Origin of the sequence: Olsenella intestinalis (assembly GCF_023276655.1) — a bacterium.
Taxonomy (GTDB): domain Bacteria; phylum Actinomycetota; class Coriobacteriia; order Coriobacteriales; family Atopobiaceae; genus Olsenella_J; species Olsenella_J intestinalis.
The window spans coordinates 895870-921612 of the sequence record NZ_JALGRK010000002.1 but is presented as its reverse complement, the minus strand read 5'-3'; the positions used below and the strand labels follow the sequence as shown (position 1 = coordinate 921612).

Below are 25743 nucleotides of genomic sequence, written 5' to 3'. Positions count from 1 at the left end.
CCGATGCCCCCTTGCGTCTTTAGGCCCGAAAATGAATACGCATGCGTAGTCATCTATTTGCAATGGGTGTTTTTTCGGGATGTATGCATCAGAATTCATCCCTTGGTCCACGAGTTTTAGTAAGATGGCAAAAGTGCTTGTTACTAGGCCAGCTTGGGGAAGGGCCCCGAGTGGTCTCGTGAAAGGAGATAGCATGGCAGTTAAGGTTGCTATTAACGGCTTTGGTCGCATCGGCCGTCTGGCCTTCCGTCAGATGTTCGGTCACGAGGGCTCCGAGATCGTCGCGATCAACGACCTCACCTCGCCGGAGATGCTCGCCTACCTTCTGAAGTACGACTCCACTCAGGGCAACTACTCCCGTGATCACGAGGTTTCCGCCACCGATCACTCCATCATCGTTGATGGCAAGGAGATCACCATCTACAAGGAGGCGGACGCCAACAACCTGCCTTGGGGCAAGCTCGGCGTCGACGTCGTCCTCGAGTGCACCGGCTTCTACACCTCCAAGGACAAGGCTCAGGCCCACGTCAACGCTGGCGCCAAGAAGGTCGTCATCTCCGCTCCCGCGGGCAACGACCTCCCCACGATCGTCTACAACGTCAACCACGAGCAGCTGACCGCTGAGGACAACATCATCTCCGCTGCCTCCTGCACCACCAACTGCCTCGCCCCGATGGCCAAGGGTCTGAACGACTTCGCCCCCATCGTCTCCGGCATCATGACCACCATCCACGCCTACACCGGCGACCAGATGATCCTCGACGGCCCCCAGCGCAAGGGCAACTTCCGTCGCTCCCGCGCCGGCGCCGAGAACATCGTCCCCAACTCCACCGGTGCCGCCAAGGCCATCGGCCTGGTTCTCCCCGAGCTCAACGGCAAGCTCATCGGTGCCGCCCAGCGCGTTCCGACGCCGACCGGCTCCCTCACCAACCTCTACGCCGTCGTTGACAAGAAGGTCACCGTCGACGAGGTCAACGCTGCGATGAAGGCCTACGCCGAGACCATCCCCGAGACCTTCGGCTACAACGAGGACCAGATCGTCTCCCACGACATCGTCGGCGAGACCCACGGCTCCATCTTCGACGCCACCCAGACCATGGTCCAGGACCTCGGCAACGGCCAGAGCCTCGTTCAGGTTACCTCCTGGTACGACAACGAGAACTCCTACACCTCGCAGATGGTCCGCACCATCAAGTACTTCGAGAAGTTCGTCGCCTAAGTTGCGCGTCTAACCTCGAGCAACCTAAGGGGTGCGGTCGCCGGTCCAAGGGCCGCGGCCGTGCCCCTTTTTCTGTAAGCACACGTATCGATAGGAGAAACGATGGCCTTTACCAAGAAGACCGTTCGTGACGTCGACGTCGAGGGCAAGCGCATCATCATGCGCGTCGACTTCAACGTGCCCCTGGACGAGAACCAGAACGTCACCGATGACACGCGCGTCCGCGCTGCCATCCCCACCATCAAGTACCTCAAGGAGCACGGTGCCGGCATCGTCCTCATGAGCCACCTCGGCCGCCCCAAGGGCGACGGCTTCGAGCCCGAGCTCTCCCTCAAGCCCGCCGCCGAGAAGCTCGCCGAGCTCACCGGCTACGAGGTGAAGTTCGTCGACGACACCTACGGTGACAAGGCCGCCGAGGCCGTCGCCGCCGTCAAGCCCGGTGACATCCTCGTCCTCGAGAACGTCCGCTTCCTCAAGGCCGAGAAGAAGAACGACCCCGAGGTCGCCAAGAAGCTCGCCTCCTACGGCGACATCTTCGTCCTCGACGCCTTCGGCACGGCCCACCGCGCCCAGGGCTCCGTCGTCGGCCCGGCCGCCCACATCCCGGCTGTCGCCGGCTTCCTGCTCGAGAAGGAGGTCGACACCCTGACCTCGATCTTCTCCGAGCCCGAGCGTCCCTTCGTCGCCATCGTCGGCGGCTCCAAGGTGTCCTCCAAGATCGGCGTCCTCGATCACCTCATCGACGCCGCTGACACCATCATCATCGGTGGCGGCATGGCCTACACCTTCTTCCTCGCCAAGGGCTACAAGACCGTCGGCACCTCCCTCAAGGAGGAGGACTGGGTCGAGCGCGCGGCCGAGATGCTCAAGAAGGCCGAGGACAAGGGCGTCAAGATCCTGCTTCCCGTCGACAACGTCGTGACCGACGACTTCGCCGAGAACAACGTCATCGAGACCGTCCCCTCTGACCAGATCCCCGAGGATCGCATGGGCATGGACATCGGCCCCAAGACCGAGGCCCTCTACGCCGAGGCCATCAAGGGCGCCAAGACCGTGTTCTGGAACGGCCCCATGGGCGTCTTCGAGAAGGACGCGTTCGCGCACGGAACCGAGGTCGTCGCCCGCGCGGTCGCCGACTCCGACTGCACGTCCATCATCGGCGGCGGTGACTCCGTCGCTGCTATCAACAAGTTCGGCCTGGCTGACAAGATGAGCTGGATCTCCACCGGCGGTGGCGCTTCCATGGAGCTCGTCGAGGGCAAGGCCCTTCCCGGAGTGGAGGCGCTTCTCGATGCGTAACAGGATGATTGCTGGCAACTGGAAGATGAACAAGACCTACAGCGAGGGCGTCGTCCTCGCCCAGGGCCTCGCTCGCGAGCTCGAGGGCGGCACCGGCTCCGTCGACGTCGTCGTCGCGCCTCCCGCGGTCGACCTCAAGGGCGTCGCCGAGGTCATCGAGCAGGAGCAGGCACCGTTTGCCCTCTCCGCCCAGAACGTCTACTGGGAGGAGTCCGGCGCCTTCACCGGCGAGACCGCTCCCGGCATGCTCAACGCCATCGGTGCGACCTACTGCATCATCGGCCACTCCGAGCGTCGCGGCTACTTCGGCGAGACCGACGAGGACATCAACAAGAAGGCCAAGGCCCTGATGGCCCGCGACATCGTCCCCATCAGCTGCTGCGGCGAGCCGCTCGAGGTCCGCGAGGCCGGCGAGCACGTCTCCTTCGTCGTCGACCAGATCAAGAAGGACACCGAGGGCCTCGAGATCTCTGATCCCTCCAAGTACGTCATCGCCTACGAGCCCATCTGGGCCATCGGCACCGGTAAGACCGCCACTGCCGACGACGCCCAGGAGGTCTGCGGCGCCATCCGCAAGACCCTCGCCGAGATCTTCGGCCAGGAGACCGCTGACGGCATCCGCGTCCTCTACGGCGGCTCCGCCAAGCCCGAGAACGTCGCCGGCTTCCTCGAGAAGGAGGACGTCGACGGTGCGCTCGTCGGTGGCGCCTCCCTCAAGGCCGACTCGTTCGCTGCGATGGTTAAGGCGGCAATGTAATGAGTGACGTTCGCACCCCCGCTCTTCTCGTCATCATGGACGGCTGCGGCCTCGCGCCCGCCGGCCCCGAGAACGCGGTCTCGCTCGCCAAGAGGCCCTTCTTCGACTCGCTGACCGAGAAGTACGCGACCACCACGCTCGGCGCCTCGGGCGAGGACGTCGGCCTTCCCGACGGCCAGATGGGCAACTCCGAGGTCGGCCACCTCAACATCGGTGCCGGCCGCATCGTGTACCAGTCGCTCTCGCTGATCAACAACGCGATCAAGGACGGCTCCTTCAAGGCCAACGAGGTTCTCACCAAGGCCATGGACGGCGTCGTCGCCAACGGCGGCACCCTCCACGTCATGGGCCTCATCTCCAACGGCGGCGTCCACTCTGAGATGAGCCACTGCGAGGCCCTTCTCGAGATGGCGGCTGAGCGCGGCGTCAAGCGCGTCCGCGTCGACGCCTTCACCGACGGCCGCGACGTCCCGACCCAGTCGGGTGCCGGCTTCCTCGCCGACCTCGAGGCCTTCTGCGCCAAGGTGTCCGCCGAGCACGGCAACGACACCAAGGTCGGCACCGTCGCCGGCCGCTACTGGGGCATGGACCGCGACAACCGCTGGGAGAGGGAGCAGAAGTCCTACGACGCCATCGTGCTCGGCAAGGGCGTCAGCGCCTCCACCGCGGAGCAGGGCCTTCTCGACTACTACAAGGAGGACCCGCGCGGCGACGAGTTCGTCACGCCGTTCGTGCTCGACGACGGTGGAGTGGATGACGGCGACGCCGTGATCTTCTTCAACTTCCGTCCCGACCGCGCCCGCGAGATGACCCGCGCCATGACCGACGCCGACTTCGACGGCTTCGTTCGCGAGAAGTGGCCCAAGCTCTCCTCGTTCGTCACCATGACCGAGTACGACCCGACCTTCGACGTCGACGTCGCGTACCCCAAGACGGTGCCGGCCCACGTCCTGGCCGACGTGCTCGCCGACGGTGGCTACAAGCAGCTCCACACCGCCGAGACCGAGAAGTACGCCCACGTGACGTTCTTCCTCAACGGCGGCGTCGAGGAGCCCAAGAAGAACGAGGAGCGCGTCCTCATCCCGTCGCCCAAGGTCGCGACCTACGACCTGCAGCCCGAGATGAGCGAGCCCGAGGTCACCGAGAAGCTCGCCGAGGCAATCGCCAACGACGAGGCCGACTTCTACGTGGTCAACTACGCCAACTGCGACATGGTCGGCCACACCGGCGTCGTCGACGCCGCCGTCAAGGCCGTCGAGGCGGTCGACCACGGCCTGTCCAAGATCATCCCGGCGATCCTGGCCAAGGGCGGCTTCGCCCTCATCACGGCCGACCACGGCAACGCGGACCACATGTATGACGTCGTCGACGGCGAGAAGAAGCCGTTCACGGCCCACACGACCAACCGCGTGCCGCTGATCATCGTCGACGACAAGCCCGTGAAGCTTGCCGGCATCGAGGACGGCCGCCTGTCCGACATCGCCCCCACGATCCTTGCCATGATGGGCATCGACCGTCCTGAGGAGATGACGGGGAGGGTCCTGGTTGAGCAGTAGCCATCTGCTCGTTGTGTGATATGCTTTCACACTGTCGTGTGAAGCTTGATGGTCGGCGTCGCATGCGGCGCCGACCTTTTTCTAAAAGGAGTAGCTCGTGGGTGTGCTCAACGTCATTCTGCTGATCATCCTCGCCATCTCGGCGATCCTGACCATCATCCTTATCCTCATGCACTCGGGCAAGGGCACCGGCGTCTCCGACATGATCGCCGCGTCGATGTACAACTCCACCGCCGGCTCAGGCATCTGGGAGCGCAACCTCGACCGACTCACGGTCATCACGGCCGTCGTCTTCGGCCTCTGCGTCTGCATCATGGCGCTCACCTTCCCGCAGGGCGTCATCTAGGCGAGAAGAGCATGGCCCTCGCCGGGGGGCACACATTGGATATTCGAGGGGCCTCGCCTTCAGGCGAGGCCCCTCTTTGCTTCGGCGGGGGAGAGGCGCGCCCGCGCGTCCCCGACGCGACGGCGGACGTGCGGCTGGGCCACGGTCGCCTTCCCAGGGGGTCTGTTTCCTGGCGGTTAACTCTCATGTGGGGCATCGGGGTTCAGGGTGGGTTCACGGTCGGCGAAAGCCATTGTTGTACCTGCGGCAACATAATTATTGCTGGACGCGCCTGACAATTCGACGGACGGCGCGTGGTTTGCAAAGCCCTGCATATTGCGCAAAAATCATTCCTAATAATGCGGGGGTCTACCCTGTGTTTTTCGGTGGCGGGGCAACGTGTCCCGCCGAAGCAACCATAGGAGGAAAGAATGGCGGATAAGCTGATGATGGGTCGTCGTACCTTCGTCGCGGGCAGCCTCGCCGCAAGTGCGCTCGCTGCCCTCGCAGGCTGCGGAAAGAAGGACGCCGGTGCCGGCGCCGGTGCCGCTGCCGGTGGCACCATGAAGTTCTACATCAATGACCCCGTCGCCATCGATCCCTACAACACCCAGGAGTCTGAGGGCACCCAGGTCGAGCACATCCTGTTCGACGCCCTCACCGACTACGACTGGAACAAGAAGGAGATCGTCCCCAAGGCCGCCGAGTCCTGGGAGGCCAACGCCGACGCGACCGAGTGGACCTTCCACCTGGTCAAGGGTGCCAAGTTCCACAACGGCGACACCGTCGACGCCAAGAGCTTCAAGCGTGCGTGGGAGCGCATCTGCGACCCCAAGATGACCACGCCCTCCAAGATCTCCTACCACCTCGCGCCCGTCATGGGCTACGACGCCATCTCCGAGGGCAACGCCAAGGAGCTCTCCGGCGTCACCTGCCCCGACGAGTACACCCTCAAGGTGAAGCTGACCGCCCCCATGGCTGACTTCCCCTACGTCGTCGCCCACCCCGCGCTCGCTCCCGTCCCGCAGGCGGCCCTCGACGACCCCGCGTCGTTCCTCACCGCGCCGATCGGCAACGGCCCCTTCAAGATGGATGGCAAGTGGGAGAGCGGCCAGTACATCAACGTCGTCCGCTTCGACGACTACTATGGCCAGAAGGCCACCCTCGCCGGCATCAACTTCTCCATCCAGAAGGACCCGGACACCGCCTTCCGTGAGTTCGAGGCCGGCAACATGGACTTCACCGACATCCCCGCCGGTCGCCTGAAGGAGATCAGCGACAAGTACGGCACCTCCAAGGACGGCTACACCGTCACGAAGGGTGCCCAGGCCCTGACTGGTGCCGAGGCGTCCATCTACTTCCTCGCCATCAACATGAAGGACCCCGTCATGCAGGACCTCAACCTGCGCAAGGCGATGTCGCTCGCGATCAACCGCCAGAACATCGTCGACACCCTCTTCGAGGGCAGCCGCAAGGCCGCCAACAGCGCCTTCCCGGCCATCATCGACGACAACGCCTCCAACGCTTGGGAGTTCTGCAAGTACGACAAGGACGCCGCGAAGAAGATCGTCGACGACAACGGCCTTGCCGGCACCGAGATCACCCTCTCCTACAACTCCGGCGGCGGCCACGAGGACATCATGTCCATCATCCAGGCCGACCTCGAGGCCGTCGGCCTCAAGGTGAAGCAGGCCTCCATGGAGTGGGCAAGCTACCTCACCGCCCTGGGCGACGGCAACTACCAGGTGGGTCGCCTCGGCTGGAACGCCGACTACCCCACGATGGACAACTTCCTCTACCCGAACTTCTACAGCACCGCTGACAACAACTACAGCGCGTACAAGAACGAGGAGGTCGACGCCGCCATCGACGCCGCCCGCCAGATCGTCGACGAGGAGGCCCGCAAGGCCGAGTACCGTCGCATCAACGTGATGATCGGCAACGACCTGCCCATCATCCCCATCATGTTCTACGGTCACAACAAGGTCGGCTCCGCGCGCATCCAGAACTTCTACTTTGACGCGCAGAACAAGGGCGAGTTCGCCACCGCCAAGCTCGAGGGCTAACGCTCGAAGCTGGCATCGCGCAGCCTAGACAGCACGTGCTGAGTGGGGCACCCAATGTGGTGCCCCACCTGCTGTTTAGGAGCCAGGCCAAGCTCTTCTCACTATTTACGTGTAGGGACGTGGCCGGCGCTATAATAAGGAACATATGTCGCTACGTATGTGGCGAATGTGGCAACTGTTGGGCTATCAGAGGGATTCCTAGTATGGGAAAGTACATTCTCAAACGAGTTCTCCAGTTCATACCCGTTTTTCTGGGTGTGACGCTGATTCTCTTCGCGATGGAGAACATCGTTCCGGGTGATCCGATCAAGCTGATGGCGGGCGAGAAGAAGCTCGACCCCCAGACCGAGATCACCCTCCGCGCCTCGTATCACATGATCGAGACCGACGACAACGGCAACCCGATCTATGACGAGGCCGGCAACACCATCGAGACCCCGATGTGGAAGCGCTACGGCCTCTACGTCGGCGGCCTGCTCCACGGAGACCTGGGCACGTCGTTCCAGCGCACCGGCCAGCCGGTCGCGGACATCCTGCTCCAGAAGTACCCCTACACCGTGAGGCTCGCCATCGTGGCGATCATCCTCGAGGCGATCGTGGGCATCGGTGCCGGCATGGTCTCGGCGATCAAGCGCTACTCGTTCTGGGACATCCTCGTGACGCTCATCACGTCCATCCTCGTCGCAATGCCCGCCTTCTGGTTCGGCATGCTGCTCCAGCTGTTCTTCGGCATCGTGCTGAAGGACGTCACGGGCGGATCGGTGTACCTTCCGATCTCCGGCGCCGGCGGACCCAACGCCGAGTTCGCCGACTGGGTCTACTACATCCTGCCGGCGTGCACGCTCGCCGCGGTCTCGACCGCCTACTGCGCCCGCATCATGCGCTCGCAGCTGCTCGAGGTCCTCAACCAGGACTACATCCGCACGGCGCGCGCCAAGGGCCTCTCGCGCAGGGACGTCATCTGGCACCACGCGCTCAAGAACGCCCTCATCCCCGTCGTCACCTACATCGGCATCGACTTCGGTGCCATGATGGCCGGCGCCATCCTGACCGAGACGGTCTTCAACTGGCCCGGCGTCGGCTACGAGACCTATCGCGCCATCACCCAGCGCGACTGGCCGATCGTGCTCGGTTCCGTAACTGTCATCGTCGTTGTCGTCATGGTCATCAACCTGATCGTCGACGTCTCCTACGCCTTCCTCGATCCCCGCATCAGGTACGGCGCGGGCAAGAGCGAATAGGAGGTGCGCGACATGACTGAAGAGATGGAGAAGAACGAGGTGACGGAGAGCCCCGTCACCACCGACGGCGACATCGACACGTCTGCCCCCGCACGTACCCTGTGGGGCGACGCTTGGAGCCGCCTGCGCAGGAACAAGCTTGCTATCTTCGGTGCCGTCTGGATCGTGCTCATGATCCTCGTGGCCCTCACCGCCGACCTCTGGGTGCCCCAGACGCTGGGCAGCCCGACCGAGGCCGACTCCACCACCATGACGCAGGACTCGCGCCTGCCGCCCTCGCCCGAGCACCCCTTCGGCACCGACACGCTCGGCCGCGACGTGCTCTGCCGCGTCATCTACGGCGCGCGCATCTCGCTGGCCGTCGGCGTCCTCGCGACCGCGATCTCGACCATCATCGGTCTGGTCATGGGCGCGCTCGCCGCCTACTACGGCGGGATCTGGGACACGATCATCATGCGCCTGGCGGACATCTTCCTGGCGTTCCCGTACATCCTGTTCGTCATCGCGATGCTCGCCGTCATCGGCCCTGGCATCCAGAACGTCTTCATCGCGATCGGCATCCTCGGCTGGCCCTCGATCGCCCGCGTCTTCCGCTCGGCGATCCTGTCGGTCAAGGAGAACGACTACGTTGACGCGGCCCGCGCGATGGGCGCCTCCGACGCCCGCATCGTCGCCCGCCACATCTTCCCGAACTCGGTCGCCTCGATCGTCGTCTACGCGACGATGAACATCGGCGGCGCCATCCTGACCGAGAGCGCCCTTTCCTACCTCGGCATGGGCGTCGTTCCCCCCGATCCTTCCTGGGGCATCATGATCCAGGACGGCCAGACCTACCTGGCCACCCAGCCCTGGCTCATGCTCATGCCCGGTCTCGCAATCCTCACCACGGTGCTCGCCTTCACGCTTCTCGGTGACGGCCTGCGCGACGCACTCGACGTTAAGATGAAGGACGCATAATGGCACGCAAGAAGAATGACAACTGGGTCGAGCTCAAGGACCAGCCGGTTCCTGAGGGCTCGCACCTCCTCGAGGTCGACGACCTCAAGATGTACTTCCACACCCAGGACGGCGTGGTCAAGGCAGTCGATGGCGTCTCGTACACCCTCGACCGCGGCGAGACCCTCGGCGTCGTCGGCGAGTCGGGATCGGGCAAGTCGGTCACGTCGCTGACGATCATGGGCCTCATCGACATGCCCCCGGGAAAGATCGAGGGCGGCGACGTCCGCTACCGCGGCAAGTCTCTTCTCGCCATGAGCGAGCGCGAGATGGAGCACGTCCGCGGCAACGACATCGCCATGATCTTCCAGGACCCCATGACGTCGCTGAACCCCGTCTACACCATCGGGCGCCAGCTGGGGGAGGGCCTCAGGCTTCACCGCGGCTACTCCAAGGAGCAGGCGCGCGAGCGCTCCATCGAGCTGCTCAAGATGGTCGGCATCCCCAACGCCGAGCAGCGCGTCAAGGACTACCCGCACGAGTTCTCCGGCGGCATGCGCCAGCGCGTCATGATCGCCATGGCGCTCGCCTGCGACCCTGACATCCTGATCGCCGACGAGCCGACCACGGCCCTCGACGTCACGATCCAGGCGCAGATCATCGAGCTCATGAAGTCGATGCAGGAGAAGAACGGCAACGCCATCATCATGATCACCCACGACCTCGGCGTTGTCGCCGACGTGGCCGACAAGATCATGGTCATGTACGCGGGCAGCCCCGTTGAGTTCGGCACCGCCGAGGAGATCTTCTACAGCGCCTCGCACCCCTACACCTGGGGCCTCATCCGCTCCATCCCCAAGCAGGTGGAGGACAAGAAGGAGAGCCTCACGCCGATCAAGGGCAACCCGCCCTCGCTCGTGAACGCCCCCAAGGGCTGCTCGTTCGCGCCCAGGTGCCCCTACGCGAAGGACATCTGCCACCAGAAGAAGCCCGAGCCCACCTACGTCGGCGAGGGCCACTACACCAAGTGCCACTTCGCGACCGAGCCCGGCTTCATCGAGAAGAACGCGCCTGCCACCTCGCGAACCAAGAGCGCCAAGGGAGGCGAGTAGTTCATGACCGAGACCAAGAGGACCGGGGAGCCGCTGCTCCACGTCGAGCACCTCACCAAGGAGTTCCCCGTCGAGGCCGGCGTCTTCGCCAGCCGCATGAACAAGAAGAGGGTCCACGCCGTCGAGGACGTGTCCTTCGACATCTACCCTGGCGAGACCTTCGGCCTGGTCGGCGAGTCCGGCTGCGGCAAGTCCACCACGGGCCGCACCATCATGCGCCTGACCAACCCCACGGCGGGCAAGGTCATCTTCGACGGCAAGGACGTCGCCAAGATGAACAAGAGGGAGCTCAAGGAGATGCGCCGCAACATGCAGTTCATCTTCCAGGATCCCTACGCCTCGCTGAACCCGCGCATGACCATCGGCGAGATCGTCTCCGAGCCGCTCCAGATCCACGGCGTGATGAAGGACCAGAAGGAGCGCATCGAGTACGTGCGTTCTCTTCTTGACATCGTGGGCCTCAACCCCGAGCACATCAACCGCTACCCGCACGAGTTCTCGGGCGGCCAGCGCCAGCGCGTCGGCATCGCGCGCGCCTTCGCGCTCAAGCCGAAGCTGATCATCTGCGACGAGCCGGTCTCCGCGCTCGACGTCTCCATCCAGGCGCAGGTGCTCAACCTCCTGTCCGACCTGCAGAAGGAGTACGGCACGGCCTACCTGTTCATCGCGCACGACCTCTCCGTCGTGCAGCACATCTCCGACCGCGTGGCCGTCATGTACCTCGGCCACATGATGGAGGACTCCGACTGGAAGACGCTCTACGCGGAGCCACACCACCCCTACACGCAGGCCCTGCTCTCCGCGGTGCCCATTCCGGACCCCGACGTGCAGCACGCGCGCAAGCGCATCATCCTGAGCGGCGACGTTCCCTCGCCGATCGACCCGCCCGCTGGCTGCCCGTTCCACGAGCGCTGCCCGATCGCGAAGGAGCAGTGCTCCAAGGGCGAGATGCCCGAGCTTCGCGAGGTGAAGCCCGGTCACTTCTGCGCCTGCCACTTCGCAGCGCCGAACCCGATCAAGGGCTCCTCGGTGGAGCTGTAGCGCGCACCCCATGCGTCCGAGAGGGACCGACCCACGCGGGTCGGTCCCTTTTTCTATCGAGCGATGCCCCTCGTGCGAGAAGGGTCGTAATGATGTCACGCTCGGGGTGCCGTATGCGTCCGTTGCACGGACGGATGAAAGGGAAGGTGTGTCGCCGCAGGTACTATGAGAAGAACGGGTACCTGCCACCTGCGCGCGGCCGCTGTCGCGTCTCGCGTGCCAGTGGCGACGAGGATGGGAGCCGCCCATGGGACGCAAGGACCTCGCTCGCACCACGCCAGACCCCGAGGGGGCGCCTGAGCGCACGATAACGCGTCGCTCCTTTGTGGAGGTGGCCATCGGGAGCATCTTCGCGCTTCCGGTTGTCTCTGGCGGTCTCGTGCTCACCATGGACCCCAAGGAGGCCTATGCCGCCGACGCGACGGTCGTCGTCGCCAAGTGCAACGAGTGCGCCTTCGCTGTCATGGACGTCGCCGGCAACAAGAAGTCTCCCGTCAAGGACGCCCGCGTCTTCGTGAAGAGCTGCTTCAACGGCAAGACGGTCGAGGGCAAGACCAACGACAAGGGCGTCGCGATCTTCGACATCGCACCCCTCTCCGAGGACGAGGGCAAGAAAAAGAAGCCCGAGCGCTATACCTTCTCGGCGGAGATCGAGGTGACCAAGGACGGCTACCGCATCTTCCGCACGGGACGCGTCACCGTCGAGGGCGCGAAGGGCGTCGCGCTTCCCATCCGCACGATCACGAAGGGGGAGGCCTATCCCTCCCGCGTGACCTTCGACGACTGGGACATCCTCTATACCAACAACGACTTCTGCGTGACGGCCAAGAACGACGCCTCCCACACCGTGCACGTCGAACTCGAGGGGCTCTCGGGCTCCGGCCAGGTTAAGGCCGCCCTGTACGCGGGCGACAAGCGCATCGCCGAGGGGACGGGAAGCCCCTCGGGGAACAGGTGCTCGCTCGACCTTCGCGAGCAGTTCCTCCTCAAGGGCGCGGGAAAGGTCCTGCCCGAGGGCAACAACTTCTCGCTTCGCTACGAGCAGGGCGGCAAGGAGTTCAAGGCTCCGGTCGCACTGAAGATCTCGAACGCCCGTGGCGGGTACGAGGCGCCGGGCACCGACCGCAACTTCTCCCTGTCCCCCTTTACCGACTCCAAGGGCAAGGGATTCTCGATCACCTTCCCGAGCGGCCTGCCCCTCATCGGCGGGCAGACCCTTCCCATGTGGAAGCCGGAGTTCGACAACATCGACTACGGGTTCGACCCCTTCGGCTACGCCTACGTCTCCTGGCGCACGACCGAGTGGGGGTACAAGACCAAGGACGGCAAGGTCGTTGGCAACGGCTGGCAGTCCCACCCGCGCAAGACCGTCTCGGAGCAGATCAACAAGGTCTGGGAGGACGCGGGAACCAACGCGCTCAACACGATGAACGCCATCGACAAGCGCACGGGCAAGTTCACCCACGTCAAGCTCATGAGGACCTTCTCCACCACCGTCGGCGCGCAGCTCTCGCTCGCGGCCAAGTGGGGAGAGAAGGAGAAGGACCTGATCAGGCTCCGCGCCGCCGGCCAGATCATGCTCGCGATCGACTTCAGCCTCGCGTGGCAGTTCCTTGCGGGCCCGGTGCCCCTCGTCTTCGAGTTCGGCCTCAACGCGAGCGCTGTCATTGGCCTGGCAATTGCCGCCTCCACGCCGAAGCTCACCGACTGGAACCAGTGGAAGGTCGACTACACCAACTCGGCGCTCAGCCTCACCATCGACATCTCCCCGAGTATCTCGCTCGGCGTCGGCATCAAGGGCGCGCTTTCCGTCTCGGTCAAGGGCATCTTCACCATCACGATCTACCTGGCGCTCACTGTCCTTCCGGACAAGCGCCCCTCCTACGTCGAGAACCCGCACAGGGTCGTCGGCCTCGCGTTCCAGACCCAGGTCGTCATCCAGCTTCTCTTCTTCACCATCCCGTTCAACCTGCCGCTCAAGATGAAGGAGCCGCAGTTCTACGACAGCTGGAAGCCCAAGAACAAGACGGCCTCGGAGTTCGAGGCGATGGCGGCCCAGGCCGAGGAGGATGTGAACTTCCTCGACATCGTCGAGGATGCCTTCGAGAGCGGCGAGGGCTACCTGCTGCAGGACGAGGACTTCGAGCACCTCGCGGAGGACGAGGCCCTCGAGATCAACTACAACGACTTCGAGTACGACCTCGGTGCCTATACCGAAGAGACAGGGTATGAGAAGCAGTGGAAGATCGAGAGCGTCCCGTGCGAGATCACGGGAACCGACGAGACCAGCGACACCATGTTCGTCTTCTATGACAGTGATGACGCGCCCAGTGCGTCCGACGGGGGCGACACGGGCGACTTGGGCACGGGTTCCGACACGGAGTCCCAGACGCAGTCTCAGGATGCGTCGCAGACGGACGGGAAGGACGTAGCGCAGGAGTCCGAGAAGAGTGCGTCTCAGGAGTCCGAAGGCAATGCGGCCACGCCCGGCGGCGGCCAGACCGAGCCCGGCGCAAAGGACGCGACGCCGAGCGACGGCGCCCCGACGGGGGAGGGTGCGTCTGCGAACGCCGCCGCGCCCGAGTCCGGCTCTTCGACCGATACTCCCGCCACTGCCGCCGCTGCCGCCGCTGGTGCCGCGGCGGGTGTCGCCGCGACCGGTGCCGAGGCCGCGGGGACCGGCTCTGGCGCAGAGACGGATGGGAAGGCGGCCTCGCCAGGGACCTCGGATGCCGCGTCAGACGCCGCATCGGGCACCGCGCAGCAGACGGGCGCCGCGGATGCCGCCCAGGAGAAGCCGGCGGAGTCCGACGCCTCGCCCGAGGCCACGGCCGACACCAGCCCTGCCGAGTCCAAGGATGGCCTTGCCGCGCAGTCGGAGCCGCAGCTCGAGCCGCAGGCGGCGACGAGCAAGGGCGTCATCGCGCCGCGCCTGGGTCCGTCTCGTACGTACGTCTACGACTACGGCGCGATCGTCAAGGCAAAGGTCAAGCGCACGGCGAGTCACGCGGGACTGGTCCCCAACGCAGTCGAGGTCCTGGCCAAGAACTCCTTCGGCGATCCCCGTGCGCAGGTTCACCTCATCTTCGGCAGGCAGTACGTCTTCCGCATCGCCTCGGTCGGCATCTTCTCCGACGAGGCAAAGCAGGGGGGTCAGGTAATTCCTAGCACGAAGATATCCTACGCCTACCGCGCACGCGTCGTCTGCGAGGAGAGCGGCGCGAGCCAGCGCGCCGTGTGGGTCTTCGACACCGCCCCGCAGATCACCACGGGCGAGTCGAAGTACGACAAGAACAAGCGCATCAACTACGACGACTATGACTTCGACGTCAACGTCGAGGAGAAGGGTGACAAGGCGCTCATACGCATGTTCATCATCTCCGGCCACCGCGACGCCAAGAACAAGGACGTCAACAACCACCTTGCGTACCTGCTTCAGAACCAGCTGCTCACCTATGTGGTGTACGAGTTCGACAAGAGCTCGCGAACGCTCACGGTCAAGGACCAGAAGGCCCACAGCGGCGACTACCACTGGACGACCACCGGGCCTGACGGGAAGAAGGAATACCACTACGTCCTCGATGCGACGCAGACGGCCGGCAAGGACTTCTATCACCACTACTCCTGCCCGTGCATCACCCTGATGCACGACAAGGTCGGCGACGAGACCAAGGACGGGGTCATGCTCTCGTACCTCGACCGTGCGGCCGCCGATCCCAAGAAGATCCTCAGCCAGAAGGAGGGTGACGTCAAGGTCGGCGCCGGGTTCTACTTCTACAACGAGCACTTCCACTCGGGCTGGAAGTACGGCGGCCTCGCGACCTTCCCGAAGAGCAACGAGATCAACTCGACCGTGTTCAGCGAACTCAAGGACCACTCCATCTACCAGATGACCATCTTCCCGCGCGTCAAGAGCGTCGAGGGCGATGGCGTGGGCTGGTACGTCGTCATGCTCAAGGGCATCTACACCTACTACTTCCTGTACGAGGCGGGCGCGATGGCCCACAAGGAGGGGAAGGCCTACTATCCCGGCACCACCCGCCAGCCCAAGCTCTTCGCGGTCTATGACCGCGACATCGAGCAGGGATCGGGCGACCTCGGCAACTTCTTCGGTCCCGCGCAGCTCGTACGCTGGCCCAACCACGAGGGCTTCCTTGCCACGGTCAGGGGCAAGGTCATGCACGTCACCCTGGAGAACCTCGTGCGCCCCACGGGTGGGGGCGAGGTGTATCGCGTTCCCGAGCCCAGGTTCAAGTTCGCTCTCGTTGGGTCCGACAACTTCAACGTCACTTCCTTTGGCGTCGACAATGACGGTGAGTTCATTTTCTATCCTGCGGTCCGCGAGGGAACGCCGGGGTACCGCTACGACAAGGACGGAAAGGCCAGCGCGAAGAAGGACGTCGAGGAGCACGACGTCATGGCATGCCGCCTGCGCAACGGCAAGTTCTCCGACCCGTTCGTGTTCTGCGAGGTCGACTACGACATGGACACGCTCGTGGTCTGCGGAAGCCAGAAGTCGGTCGCGATGGCCTTCCTCAGCACCAACCTCACCAACGCGAAGAAGAGCGAGGCCGAGATCCGCTTCACGGCCATGCCGAACACGCGCTGCGCCAACGTCATCGGGTTCAACGCGGTCACGGACGTGGTCTTCCCCGGCATCGCGTGCCCCTTCAACGTCACGATCAGAAACGATGGCAACACCTACCTGGCGGGCTGCTCGATCCGTCTGCACAGGCGCGGCAAGAAGAACAACAAGACCGACACCGTGACGAAGCTGACCTTCTCGAAGACGACGCTCGTGCCCTCGAACTACAACCCGAAGAAGGCCGACGGCACCCTCGAGGACGTCGAGCCCGACTACGCGCTCGCACCGGGCGCGACCTCGGTCTACACCATCATGCTGGTGGTGCCGAAGGACTGGTCGGGCAAGGTCGCGGCAAGCGCCACGGCCCAGGACTTCGTGGCGGCCTCGATGAAGAAGGTGGCCACGGCCGCGGACCTCGATCTTCTCGGCGTGCAAGCCGACATGCTCTCGACCCACGACGAGCCCGAGGACGACGAGAGGGCGGACGAGGGCTACATCGACATGGCCGACCAGTACGAGGGCATTGACTACGACGCCTACGACTACGAGCCGGAGTCGATCGAGTACTCCGACTACGAGGAGCCGGGGCCGGAGTACTCCGAGGACGGCGACGAGTACGTCGACTACATCGTCGAGGAGTCCGACTACGAGGACGACGACCTTCTCGACTACCCGTATGACGAGTTCGAGGTCAGCGAGTCCGACGAGATCAACGGCGATGAGCTCAGTGACTCGTACGACGGGGAGGACGAGGACGACGACGCCGCGGCGCGCCGCTCGAGGATTCCCGACACGGGTGACCCCGCATCCGGCATGGGCGCGCTTGGCGCGGGCCTTGCCGCGGCCGGCGTGGCCATGGCCGCCTACTCGCGCCGCCGCGTCGAGAACGAGCGCGCCGAGCAGGAGGGTGCGGAAGAGGAGGAGTAGCGAGGGCCGCGGCGCAATGCGCGTCGCGGCCCCTTTGGGCCCTCCATAAGGTGAATTCGCCCTTCGACCTGCGGATTCGCGGCACGTTCACATTTTTCAAAATAGTTGTTGCATCGCGCGAAAGGTGCGTGCTAATATTGCTCTCGCACGAAACGCATGTCGGAGTGGCGGAATTGGCAGACGCGCTAGCTTGAGGTGCTAGTGACTGACTAAAAGGTCGTGCGGGTTCAAGTCCCGCCTCCGACACCACGAATTCTCAGAGGCCCGCAAGGGCCTCTTTTCGTATCTCGAGGCAATGCGCGGCGCCTCCCCCTGGCTTCCCCTTGGGCCCCTCGCGGGCGAGAGGAGCGCGCGTTATCGGTCGCGGCGCATACGGGTATGCTACTCACGTATGCTGGCGCGACAAGATCGCGGCCAATCGAGAGGGGTTTCTCATGGCGCAGGACGGACTGGCGTTCAGGCGTGAGGACGGCATGGGTGCGAGCGGCGTCAACGCCGCGCTCGCGTGCGTGCTGGGCCTCACCGACGACATCGTGGTCATGTTCGGCGACGACGGCCTGGTCACGCTTGCCAACGACAGCGCGCGGCGCACCCTGTCCGGGGCGTCGGGCGAGCTCGTGGGCACCCCCGTGACAGAGCTCTTTCCCGCAGACCTCCAGGCGACGCCGCCCGCAGGGGGTGCCCGCGCCGCGCGTGGTGCCGCCGATGGGGCGCCCGGCTCGCCCACCTCGGTCGCGTTCGCGCCACCCTTTCCCCTCGACGGCTCGGCCGTGACGGTCTCCGGCGCGGCCGCCGACGGGGGCGTTGTCTCGCTGACGGTTCGCTGCGAGCGCATCTCGGCCGAGAGCCGCACGTACGTCCTCGTCGCGCGCGAGGCGGGCGGCCCCGCTGCGTCCGAGCGCGAGCACGAGCGCCTCGTGGGCGACCTCTCGCGCGCGAACCGTCGCCTCTCGGGCACGCTCGACATCGTGCTCGCCACGCTCGACGCGCAGGACGTGACCGTGCTCTTCTCGCGCGTGATGGAGGAGATCACGCAGACGATGGAGGCGACGGGGACCCTCTTCTACGTGGCCGACGCCAACGGGTACCGCCTGCGGGGCACGAGCTCGTCGCTTTCGGGTGCGCGCGTGCCGCGCTACATGCCCTACGGCCGCACGATCGAGCGGCTCACCACGCAGGTCGGGCATGCGCTGCGCCTGCGCGTGCTGCCGCCCGGCGCAGGCGAGCTTCGCCAGGGCCACCTCGAGTGGCGCGACGTGGTGGACGAGGAGACTAGCGAGGTCTACCGCGTGCGCGCGTCGATGCTGCCGCCGCTGACGTCGTTCATCGCGGTGCCCGTGTGGTTCGGCGACCACGTGATCGCGCTGATCGAGGTGGGCTGGGCGCAGGCCACGCCGACGCGCCACGAGGACAGCGAGCTGCTCGACGCTGTGGCGCAGTACCTGTCGGTGCAGCTCGTGGGTGCGGTCTCGGCGTTTCGCGCCCGGCGCGAGCAGGCGCTCTCCGAGGTGGCGACCGACATCGCGCAGACGCTCTCGGCCGCGGAGGACGCGGGCGAGGGCGACGTGGCGGCCGCGCTTGGCAGGGTGGCCGGCGAGCTGGGATGCACGCTCGTCTCGGCGCGAATCGATGACGAGAAGAGCACGCTTCTGGTCGACGACCCCGCCGTGGGGAGCGAGGGTGCCGTGGTGGAGGTCGGGCTCGACTCGTGCGCGCTGCCCGGCGAGGTGAGCGTCACGTCCGTGGAGCAGGGGCCTGTGGGCGCGGCGCTCGCGGAGGCGGGGCTGCCCGCCATGGGCGTCGTCGTGGACGCGCGCGCGGGAGGGCGCGCCGGCGAGATCGCGCACGCCGTCCCGGGCGAGGGGCGCCTCACGTTCCTGCTGCTGAGGCCCGCCGACTCCGAGCCGGTCGACGAGATCGAGTGCGCCTTCGTGCGGCGCGTCGTGCGCTCGGTGCTCGACGCACGGCTGGGCGGCGCCCGCCGGCGCCAGGACAAGCACATCGCGCAGGCGCTGCAGACCGGCATGCGCAACGAGCTGCAGCGCGTGCGGGGCATCACGGCGGCGGGTATCTACTCGTCGGCGACGCAGGAGGCCACCGTGGGCGGCGACTTCTACGACCTGATACGCCTGCCCGACGAGCGTGCCTGCGTGATCATGGGTGACGTGTCGGGCAAGGGCGTCGAGGCGGCGTCGGTCTCGGCGGCCGTCAAGTGCGCGTTGGGCGCCTACGCCTGGCAGGGGCTCGCGCCGAGCGAGATGGTGCGCCTGCTCAACGAGTTCCTGCTGGGGTTCTCGCGGCTCGAGACGTTCGCGACGCTGTTCGTGGGCGTGATCGACCTGCGCGCCGCCACGATCCGCTACTGCTCGGCGGGCCACCCGCCCGCGGTGCTCGTGCGCGCGCGGACGGGCGAGCTCAACTCGCTCGGCGTGCAGTCCGGCGTGGTGGGCGCCTTCCACGACATGGCCTACCGCGACGGCACCGCGCCCCTCTCGCCTGGTGACGCCCTTCTGCTCTACACCGACGGCACGACCGAGGCGCGCGCCGCCGACGGCTCGTTCTTCGGGGAGGACGGCCTGCGCGACGCCGTCATGCGCGAGTGGCCGCGCGGGTTCGACGGGATCCTCGAGCGGCTGCTCGGCACGCTCGACGCGTTCACGGGGCGTCGCCTCGAGGACGACGTGGCCATGGTCTGCGTGCGTTATGACGGCCTGCCCGCCGATGAGGGCTCGCCGGCGGAGTTGCGCGCATAGCGCGCACGCGTTGGGGAACAAGCACCCTATGGAGAAGAGCGCGCACATAGCCCAGGTACCCCTTGACTGCGACCTCGACGTCACCACGGCGCCGAGGCTGCGTGGCGTTATCGACGGCCTGATCGACGACGGGTGCCGGCGCATCGTCATCAACATGGCCGGCTGCGACTACGTGGACTCGGCGGGCATGGCGCTCGTCTTCTGCGAGGTGCGCCGCATGCGCGCCGTGGGCGGGCTCATCTCCCTCGTCAACGTGAGCGAGCGCGTGATGCGCGCGCTCAGGATCTGCCGCCTGGTCGACTTCGTGCCCGTGACGGGCGCGGGCGCCAAGGGGGAGGTGCCCCGCCTCGACCCCAAGGTGGTGCCCGACTGGCGCTGCACCATGGCGATCGACCCCTGCTCGCTCGAGGGCGTGCGCGCCCGGTTCGCGCAGCTGGTGGCAGGCATGCCCTTCTCGGAGGACGAGGCCTTCGACCTCACGCTCGCGGTGGGGGAGGCCATGGGCAACGCCGTGGACCACACCTGCGGCGAGGGGGCGCTGCTCACCGTGGCGAGCTATCCCGACCGCGTGGTGGTGGACGTGACCGACTGCGGCGAGGGCTTCGAGCTCGCCGCGGACGAGGCGGCGCCGGCGTCCGAGTGCGGCTGCGAGCGCGGCCGCGGCATCCGCCTGATGCGCCTTCTGGTCGACTCGGTCTCGATCGAGCGTCGCGGCCGCGGCGTGGGGACGCGGGTGCGCATTGTGAAGCTCGTCCACATTGGCGCGTAGTCGCTTCACAAAGTTTTTTTCGGCCCTGAGCAGGCTCTTCTCGCCCGGGCGAAACTTTTTTCGATTTTCGCTTGCAACGGCGGTGCCCCTCACGTATATTACTTCCTGCGTCGCGGGCTTGGCGCAGTTGGTAGCGCGCCACCTTGCCAAGGTGGAGGTCGCGGGTTCGAACCCCGTAGCCCGCTCCATGGTTTATCCGGAGCCGATTTCAGTCGGCTCTTTTCATATACGGCGAGATGGCCAAGTGGTAAGGCAGAGGCCTGCAAAGCCTTTATCCCCGGTTCGAATCCGGGTCTCGCCTCCAAGTACAATAAGGGCACCTGCGATGCGGGTGCCTTTTTGCTGGACCGGCCGCGCCGCGCCATGACCCAGGGGGGCGCACATGTTTCTCACGATACTCTCGCTCCTGGCGCTGCTCGTGGTGGCGCACGGCTTTTTGCGCGTGGTGCGCTACTTCTGGCAGTGGCTCGGCTACGACGTCGACCTCGACCGCGCCGTGGCCGGCGGCTACGTGAGCGCCGAGGTGGCCCTGGCCGCCGAGGGGGACAAGCGCGCCCTCACGGCCGAGCAGCGACGCGAGCTCGCCCTCGGGCGCGAGCGCATGCGCGAGGAGTTCCTCGACCGGCTGCGCATCGGCTGGTACCAGGTGGTCTTCCTCTTCGTGATCGGCTCGGTCGCGGGCCTTCTGCTCGAGGAGCTCTGGATGCTGGCCACGGCCGGCGTCAGCCAGAGCCGCGTCGGCCTGGTGTGGGGGCCCTTCTCGCCGCTCTACGGCTGCGGCACCGTGCTGCTCACGGTCGCCACCTTCCTGCTGCGCCGCAACGGCGCCCGACTGTGGCAGGTCTTCCTCGTCTCGATGCTCATCGGCGGCGCGCTCGAGCAGCTCACAGGCTGGGGCATGGAGGCGCTCTTCCGCGCGCAGTCGTGGACGTACGTCTACCTTCCCGACCACATCACGCAGTGGGTCGCCTGGCGCTTCCTGGTGATGTGGGGGCTCCTCGGCGTGGTGTGGACCAAGTTCGTGATGCCGTGGGTGCTCTTCCGCATCGGCGAGCCGACCACGCGCCGCCAGGTGGTCTTCGTGACGATACTCGCCGTGTACCTGGCCCTCGACATCGTGATGACGCTCGTGTGCTTTGGCCGCGCGGCCCGGCGCGACGCCGGCCAGCCGCCCGCCGGCCCCGTCGACCAGTGGGTGGACGAGCACTACACCGACGAGTTCATGAGCAACAAGTTCCAGAACCTCGTGATCGGGAGGGACCTGTGATGTCCGCCGCCGACCACGACAACGCCGCCGAGAGGAGCGTGGCGCCTCGCCCCGCAGGCGGCGCGGGTGCCGACGCGCCCCGCCGCTGCTACCTCGACTACGCGGCCGCGACGCCGATGGCGCCCGAGGCCGTCTCTGCGATGCTGCCCTACCTGAGCGAGCGCTTCGAGAACCCCTCGGCCCCCTACGCCGCGGCGCGCGCGGTGCGCGCCGACCTCGAGGACGCCCGCGCCCGCCTCGCTCACGCGATCGGCGCGCGCGCCGACAACGTCACCCTGACGGCCGGCGCGACCGAGGCCAACAACCTGGCCTTCGCCGCGGCCGAGGGCACGGTCGTCACGATCGCGACCGAGCACGAGTCCACGCTCGCCTGCGCCCGCGCGCGCGAGCACAAGATCGTCGGCGTGGGGACCGACGGGCGCGTGTCGCCCGCCGACGTGGCAGACGCTCTCGACGACGGCGTGGGGCTCGTCTCGGTCGGCCTCGCCAACGGCGAGATCGGCTGCATCCAGCCCGTGCGCGAGATTGCGCGCGTGGTGGCCGCCGAGCGCGAGCGTCGCCTCGAGGCGGGCATCACACGGCCCATCTACCTGCATACGGATGCCTCGCAGGCCGCGGGCCACGTGTCCGTCAACGTGTCGTCGCTCGGCTGCGACCTCATGACGCTCTCGGCTGCCAAGGTCTACGGTCCCAAGCAGGTCGGCCTGCTCTGGGCGGCCGACGGCGTCGAGCTTCGCCCGCTGGTCAGGGGCGGCGGACAAGAGCATGGCGTCCGCTCCGGCACCGAGAACGTGGCGGGCGCGGTCGCCTTCGCCGTGGCGCTCGAGCTCGCCGAGGCCGCGCGCGGCGTGGAGTCGCGGCGCCTCGCGGCCCTGCGCGACGACCTCGAGCGACGCCTGCTTCGCGAGTTCCCGTGGGCGCGCGTCACCGGGCCGCGCGCGCGAAAGCTGCGCCTGCCGGGCCTTCTGCACGTGAGCTTCCCGGGGCTCGAGGCGCGCCGCCTCGTGATCGGCCTCGAGCGGCTCGGCGTCTCGGTGGGCACGGGCTCGGCCTGCGCCGCGAGCCGCATGCGCGTCTCGCACGTGCTGGAGGCCTTGGGCGTCCCCGAGGAGGTGGCCGCCGGGTCGCTTCGCATCACGCTGGGCCGCCCCACGACCGAGGCCGACGTGGACTATGCCGCGTCCTGCATCTGCCGTGTGGTGCGCGAGGAGATGGTGCGCCTCGGCATAGGCGGACCCGCGACGGGGGAGAAGTAGGGAGTACGCGCCGTGGCTCTTCTCGGCGGCGCGATCGATTGCGACCTGGGAGATCATATGGGCAAGCGCGTGTACCTTGGCATGAGCGGCGGCGTCGACTCGGCGCTGTCGGCTGCGCTCCTGCTCGAGCAGGGCTATGACGTGCATGCCGTCTACATGCGCAACTGGTCGCGCGACCTGCCGGGCTTCAAGTGCACCTGGGCCGACGACCTGGCCGACGCCGAGCGCGTCTGCGTGACGCTCGGCATCGACCTCGCCGTGTGGGACTGCGAGCGCGAGTACAAGGAGACCGTGGTCGACTACCTGGTCGACGCCTACGCGCGCGGCTACACCCCCAACCCCGACGTCATGTGCAACCAGACCGTCAAGTTCGGCACCTTCGCCGAGCGGGCCTTCGCCGAGGGCGCCGACTTCGTGGCGACGGGCCACTACGCGCGGCGAACCACCGACGACGCGGGCGCCGCGCACCTGCTGCGCGCGGCCGACGAGCACAAGGACCAGACCTACTTCCTGTGGCGCGTGGCCGCCGACACCTTCGCGCGCACCATCTTCCCCGTAGGCGACATCGCCAGCAAGGCCGAGGTGAGGCGCATGTGCGCCGAGCGCGGCCTGGGCGTCGAGCGCAAGCCCGACTCCGACGGCATCTGCTTCATCGGCCCCGTGGGCATCCGCACCTTCCTTCTCGACACGCTGGAACGGCGCGCCGGAGACGTCGTCGAGTGGGAGACCGGGCGCGTCCTGGGCCGCCACGACGGCGCCTTCCTCTTCACCGTGGGCCAGCGCAAGGGACTCAACCTCGGCGGAGGTCCCGCGCGCTACGTCGTCTCGACGGACGTCGAGAAGAACGTGGTCTACGTGACCGCCGACCGCGACTGCCCCGCGCTCTGGTGCACCTCGATGGAGCTCTCCGACGCCCGCTGGATCGGCGGCGCCGAGCGCGCGGCCGAGCTCGAGGGCCGCGACCTTCTCGTCCGCACCCGCCACACCGGCGAGCTCGCGCCCGCGCGCGTGACCGTGCTCGACGACGCCGACGCCGCGCCCGCCTCGCGCGTCCGCATCGACTTCGCCGAGCCTCGCCGCACCGTGGCGCCCGGGCAGAGCGCCGTCGTCTACGACGGGCTCGAGTGCCTCGGCGGCGGCATCATCGAGAGAAGCTCGGGCGATGGCGCGCGCTAGCGACAAGCCAAAGGCCACGCCCGCGGCCAAGGCGCCCCGCGTCAAGGTCGGCGTGGGGCAGCCCGCCGGCGCCTTCGACGCCTCCGACGAGTCCGAGCGCAAGAACCTCAGCACGGTCCGCAAGAGCCTCGTCTTCCTCGGCTTCGTTGCCGTTGCCTACGTGCTGTACCTGGTCCTCTCGGGGCAGGTGGGCACGTTCTTCTCGGCGCTCAACAACGTCGCCGTCGGCTGGGTCATCGCCGCCATGCTCGCCTACGTCGTCTACTACCTGCTCGGCGTCGGCGCCTACGCCATGGCCGTCGCGAACGACCCCGCAAGCCCGCTCGGCATCCGCGACCTCATGAGCGTCGAGGCGGCCGGCATCTTCTTCTCCAACCTCACGCCCAACGGCACCGGCGGCGCGCCCGCGCAGATCTTCCGCCTCACGCGCGCGGGCCTCTCGATGGGCCAGGCCGGCGCCCTGCAGTACACGCGCTTCATCATCTACGAGGCCGCCGAGGGCATCTTCGCCGCCATCATGCTGATTTTCCGCCTCGACTACTTCACTTCGACCTACGGCGACGTCTTCCTGGTCGGCGCGATCCTCTTCAGCTGCAAGATCGCGAGCGTGGCGGGGCTGCTTCTCGTATGCCTCTTCCCGCGCCCCACGATGACGCTCGGAAACGCCCTCATCGGATTTCTCGAGCGCCGCCGCTGGCTCAAGCGCCCCGAGCACTGGCGCGAGGTCGTCAACACCCAGCTGCTCGACTTCTCGCGCGGCTTTCGCGCCGCCGCCGCCAACGTGCGCGGCATGCTCGCGACGCTCGCCCTCACCCTCGTCCAGCTCGGATGCCTCTACGCGCTGCCCTGGTTCGTGCTGCGCGCCTTCCACATCGAGGCCGACCTTCTGACCTGCCTCGCCTGCGGCTCGATGCTCGAGCTCCTCACCTCGGCGATCCCGCTGCCGGGCGGCACGGGCGGCGCCGAGGGCGGCTTCGCGTTCCTCTTCGGCCCCATGTTCGGCGACGCGATCGCCGCGGGCTTCGTGGTCTGGCGCATGGTCGAGTACTTCCTGCCCGTGCTCGCCGCCGTGCCCCTGCTCGGCCTTCGCTCCAACGGTCGCGACAACGTCTACGAGAAGAGCCAGCGCCTGCGCTCGTCGCTCGCCCGGCTCCGCGCGCGCCTCCTGGGCGAGGGGGAGGGCCCTGCCGTGCGCAGCTCCTCTCGTCCCGCGGCCCCCTCGCACGGCTCTGGCGTGACCGTGAGCCCGAAGTCGCTCAAGGCCAGGGGCGGCGCCCGCGCCTCGACAAAGGGGCGAGATCGCGAGTGGACTTCTTCCGACTGATCGCCTCGTGGTGCGCTCCCGTCACGCCTGCACATACGACACGTCCTGTTACCTGCGACTATGCGGAATATAGGACGAATTGTGAAGCGAGCCAAATTCTCTGTTGCGCGAAGCGCTTCGTTCCTCTATAGTAG

Annotated in this window: 17 protein-coding genes and 3 tRNA genes; all 20 read left to right on the top strand. The window is 66.6% G+C overall.

Annotated elements, in window-relative coordinates; all coding sequences use genetic code 11:
* Positions 1-193: 193 nt before the first annotated feature.
* The 20 genes from gap to M5D76_RS08505 all read left to right on the top strand — a co-directional run bounded on the left by gap (position 194) and on the right by M5D76_RS08505 (position 25609).
* A complete protein-coding gene (gene gap / locus M5D76_RS08600) occupies positions 194-1219 on the top strand; it encodes a type I glyceraldehyde-3-phosphate dehydrogenase (protein ID WP_248922971.1) in 1026 nt (341 codons plus the stop codon).
* Positions 1220-1321: 102 nt separating this feature from the next.
* Positions 1322-2518, top strand: coding sequence for a phosphoglycerate kinase (locus M5D76_RS08595; RefSeq protein WP_248922970.1), 1197 nt, complete (start codon positions 1322-1324; stop codon positions 2516-2518).
* Positions 2511-3275: a triose-phosphate isomerase gene (gene tpiA / locus M5D76_RS08590; RefSeq protein ID WP_248922969.1), complete on the top strand. Its 765-nt coding sequence runs from the start codon at positions 2511-2513 to the stop codon at positions 3273-3275. Before M5D76_RS08595 ends, tpiA begins: the two co-directional genes overlap by 8 nt.
* Positions 3275-4831, top strand: a complete 1557-nt coding sequence (gpmI, locus tag M5D76_RS08585; RefSeq protein WP_248922968.1) for a 2,3-bisphosphoglycerate-independent phosphoglycerate mutase — start codon at positions 3275-3277, stop codon at positions 4829-4831. Before tpiA ends, gpmI begins: the two co-directional genes overlap by 1 nt.
* Positions 4832-4928: 97 nt before the next feature.
* A complete protein-coding gene (secG, locus tag M5D76_RS08580) occupies positions 4929-5177 on the top strand; it encodes a preprotein translocase subunit SecG (RefSeq protein ID WP_248922967.1) in 249 nt (82 codons plus the stop codon).
* Positions 5178-5587: 410 nt separating this feature from the next.
* Positions 5588-7222 carry a peptide ABC transporter substrate-binding protein gene (locus M5D76_RS08575; protein WP_248922966.1) on the top strand — a complete coding sequence of 545 codons (1635 nt, stop codon included), beginning with the start codon at positions 5588-5590 and terminating at the stop codon, positions 7220-7222.
* A 203-nt stretch (positions 7223-7425) separates the two neighbouring features.
* Entirely contained in the window at positions 7426-8463 is a 1038-nt protein-coding gene (locus M5D76_RS08570; protein ID WP_248922965.1) for an ABC transporter permease, read from the top strand.
* Positions 8464-8487: 24 nt separating this feature from the next.
* Positions 8488-9420 carry an ABC transporter permease gene (locus tag M5D76_RS08565; RefSeq protein ID WP_248923076.1) on the top strand — a complete coding sequence of 311 codons (933 nt, stop codon included), beginning with the start codon at positions 8488-8490 and terminating at the stop codon, positions 9418-9420.
* Positions 9420-10511 (top strand): ABC transporter ATP-binding protein, encoded by a 1092-nt coding sequence (locus M5D76_RS08560; protein ID WP_248922964.1) that lies wholly within the window; start codon positions 9420-9422, stop codon positions 10509-10511. Before M5D76_RS08565 ends, M5D76_RS08560 begins: the two co-directional genes overlap by 1 nt.
* 3 nt (positions 10512-10514) lie before the next feature.
* Positions 10515-11552, top strand: a complete 1038-nt coding sequence (locus M5D76_RS08555; RefSeq protein WP_248922963.1) for an ABC transporter ATP-binding protein — start codon at positions 10515-10517, stop codon at positions 11550-11552.
* A 247-nt stretch (positions 11553-11799) separates the two neighbouring features.
* Positions 11800-17064 (top strand): hypothetical protein, encoded by a 5265-nt coding sequence (locus tag M5D76_RS08550; protein ID WP_248922962.1) that lies wholly within the window; start codon positions 11800-11802, stop codon positions 17062-17064.
* 158 nt (positions 17065-17222) lie between these two features.
* Positions 17223-17313: transfer RNA gene (locus M5D76_RS08545), tRNA-Leu, on the top strand.
* 185 nt (positions 17314-17498) lie between these two features.
* Positions 17499-19817, top strand: a complete 2319-nt coding sequence (locus M5D76_RS08540; protein ID WP_248922961.1) for a SpoIIE family protein phosphatase — start codon at positions 17499-17501, stop codon at positions 19815-19817.
* Positions 19818-19845: 28 nt separating this feature from the next.
* A complete protein-coding gene (locus tag M5D76_RS08535; RefSeq protein WP_248922960.1) occupies positions 19846-20586 on the top strand; it encodes an anti-sigma factor antagonist in 741 nt (246 codons plus the stop codon).
* A gap of 112 nt (positions 20587-20698) precedes the next feature.
* Positions 20699-20774 (top strand) — tRNA-Gly (locus M5D76_RS08530).
* A gap of 42 nt (positions 20775-20816) precedes the next feature.
* Positions 20817-20890, top strand: a tRNA-Cys gene (locus M5D76_RS08525).
* Positions 20891-20968: 78 nt separating this feature from the next.
* Positions 20969-21853: a putative ABC transporter permease gene (locus M5D76_RS08520; RefSeq protein ID WP_248922959.1), complete on the top strand. Its 885-nt coding sequence runs from the start codon at positions 20969-20971 to the stop codon at positions 21851-21853.
* Positions 21853-23109, top strand: a complete 1257-nt coding sequence (locus M5D76_RS08515; RefSeq protein ID WP_248922958.1) for a cysteine desulfurase family protein — start codon at positions 21853-21855, stop codon at positions 23107-23109. Before M5D76_RS08520 ends, M5D76_RS08515 begins: the two co-directional genes overlap by 1 nt.
* 57 nt (positions 23110-23166) lie before the next feature.
* Positions 23167-24285, top strand: a complete 1119-nt coding sequence (mnmA, locus tag M5D76_RS08510) for a tRNA 2-thiouridine(34) synthase MnmA (protein WP_248922957.1) — start codon at positions 23167-23169, stop codon at positions 24283-24285.
* Positions 24272-25609 (top strand): lysylphosphatidylglycerol synthase transmembrane domain-containing protein, encoded by a 1338-nt coding sequence (locus M5D76_RS08505; protein ID WP_248922956.1) that lies wholly within the window; start codon positions 24272-24274, stop codon positions 25607-25609. Before mnmA ends, M5D76_RS08505 begins: the two co-directional genes overlap by 14 nt.
* The last annotated feature ends 134 nt before the right edge of the window (positions 25610-25743 follow it).

Bases quoted from the DNA above. Each gene is read 5' to 3' on its own strand.
- gap (WP_248922971.1), top strand. From the start codon at position 194: ATGGCAGTTAAGGTTGCTATTAACGGCTTTGGTCGCATCGGCCGTCTG.
- M5D76_RS08595 (WP_248922970.1), top strand. From the start codon at position 1,322: ATGGCCTTTACCAAGAAGACCGTTCGTGACGTCGACGTCGAGGGCAAG.
- tpiA (WP_248922969.1), top strand. From the start codon at position 2,511: ATGCGTAACAGGATGATTGCTGGCAACTGGAAGATGAACAAGACCTAC.
- gpmI (WP_248922968.1), top strand. From the start codon at position 3,275: ATGAGTGACGTTCGCACCCCCGCTCTTCTCGTCATCATGGACGGCTGC.
- M5D76_RS08575 (WP_248922966.1), top strand. From the start codon at position 5,588: ATGGCGGATAAGCTGATGATGGGTCGTCGTACCTTCGTCGCGGGCAGC.
- M5D76_RS08570 (WP_248922965.1), top strand. From the start codon at position 7,426: ATGGGAAAGTACATTCTCAAACGAGTTCTCCAGTTCATACCCGTTTTT.
- M5D76_RS08565 (WP_248923076.1), top strand. From the start codon at position 8,488: ATGGAGAAGAACGAGGTGACGGAGAGCCCCGTCACCACCGACGGCGAC.
- M5D76_RS08560 (WP_248922964.1), top strand. From the start codon at position 9,420: ATGGCACGCAAGAAGAATGACAACTGGGTCGAGCTCAAGGACCAGCCG.
- M5D76_RS08555 (WP_248922963.1), top strand. From the start codon at position 10,515: ATGACCGAGACCAAGAGGACCGGGGAGCCGCTGCTCCACGTCGAGCAC.
- M5D76_RS08550 (WP_248922962.1), top strand. From the start codon at position 11,800: ATGGGACGCAAGGACCTCGCTCGCACCACGCCAGACCCCGAGGGGGCG.
- M5D76_RS08540 (WP_248922961.1), top strand. From the start codon at position 17,499: ATGGCGCAGGACGGACTGGCGTTCAGGCGTGAGGACGGCATGGGTGCG.
- M5D76_RS08535 (WP_248922960.1), top strand. From the start codon at position 19,846: ATGGAGAAGAGCGCGCACATAGCCCAGGTACCCCTTGACTGCGACCTC.
- M5D76_RS08520 (WP_248922959.1), top strand. From the start codon at position 20,969: ATGTTTCTCACGATACTCTCGCTCCTGGCGCTGCTCGTGGTGGCGCAC.
- M5D76_RS08515 (WP_248922958.1), top strand. From the start codon at position 21,853: ATGTCCGCCGCCGACCACGACAACGCCGCCGAGAGGAGCGTGGCGCCT.
- mnmA (WP_248922957.1), top strand. From the start codon at position 23,167: ATGGGCAAGCGCGTGTACCTTGGCATGAGCGGCGGCGTCGACTCGGCG.
- M5D76_RS08505 (WP_248922956.1), top strand. From the start codon at position 24,272: ATGGCGCGCGCTAGCGACAAGCCAAAGGCCACGCCCGCGGCCAAGGCG.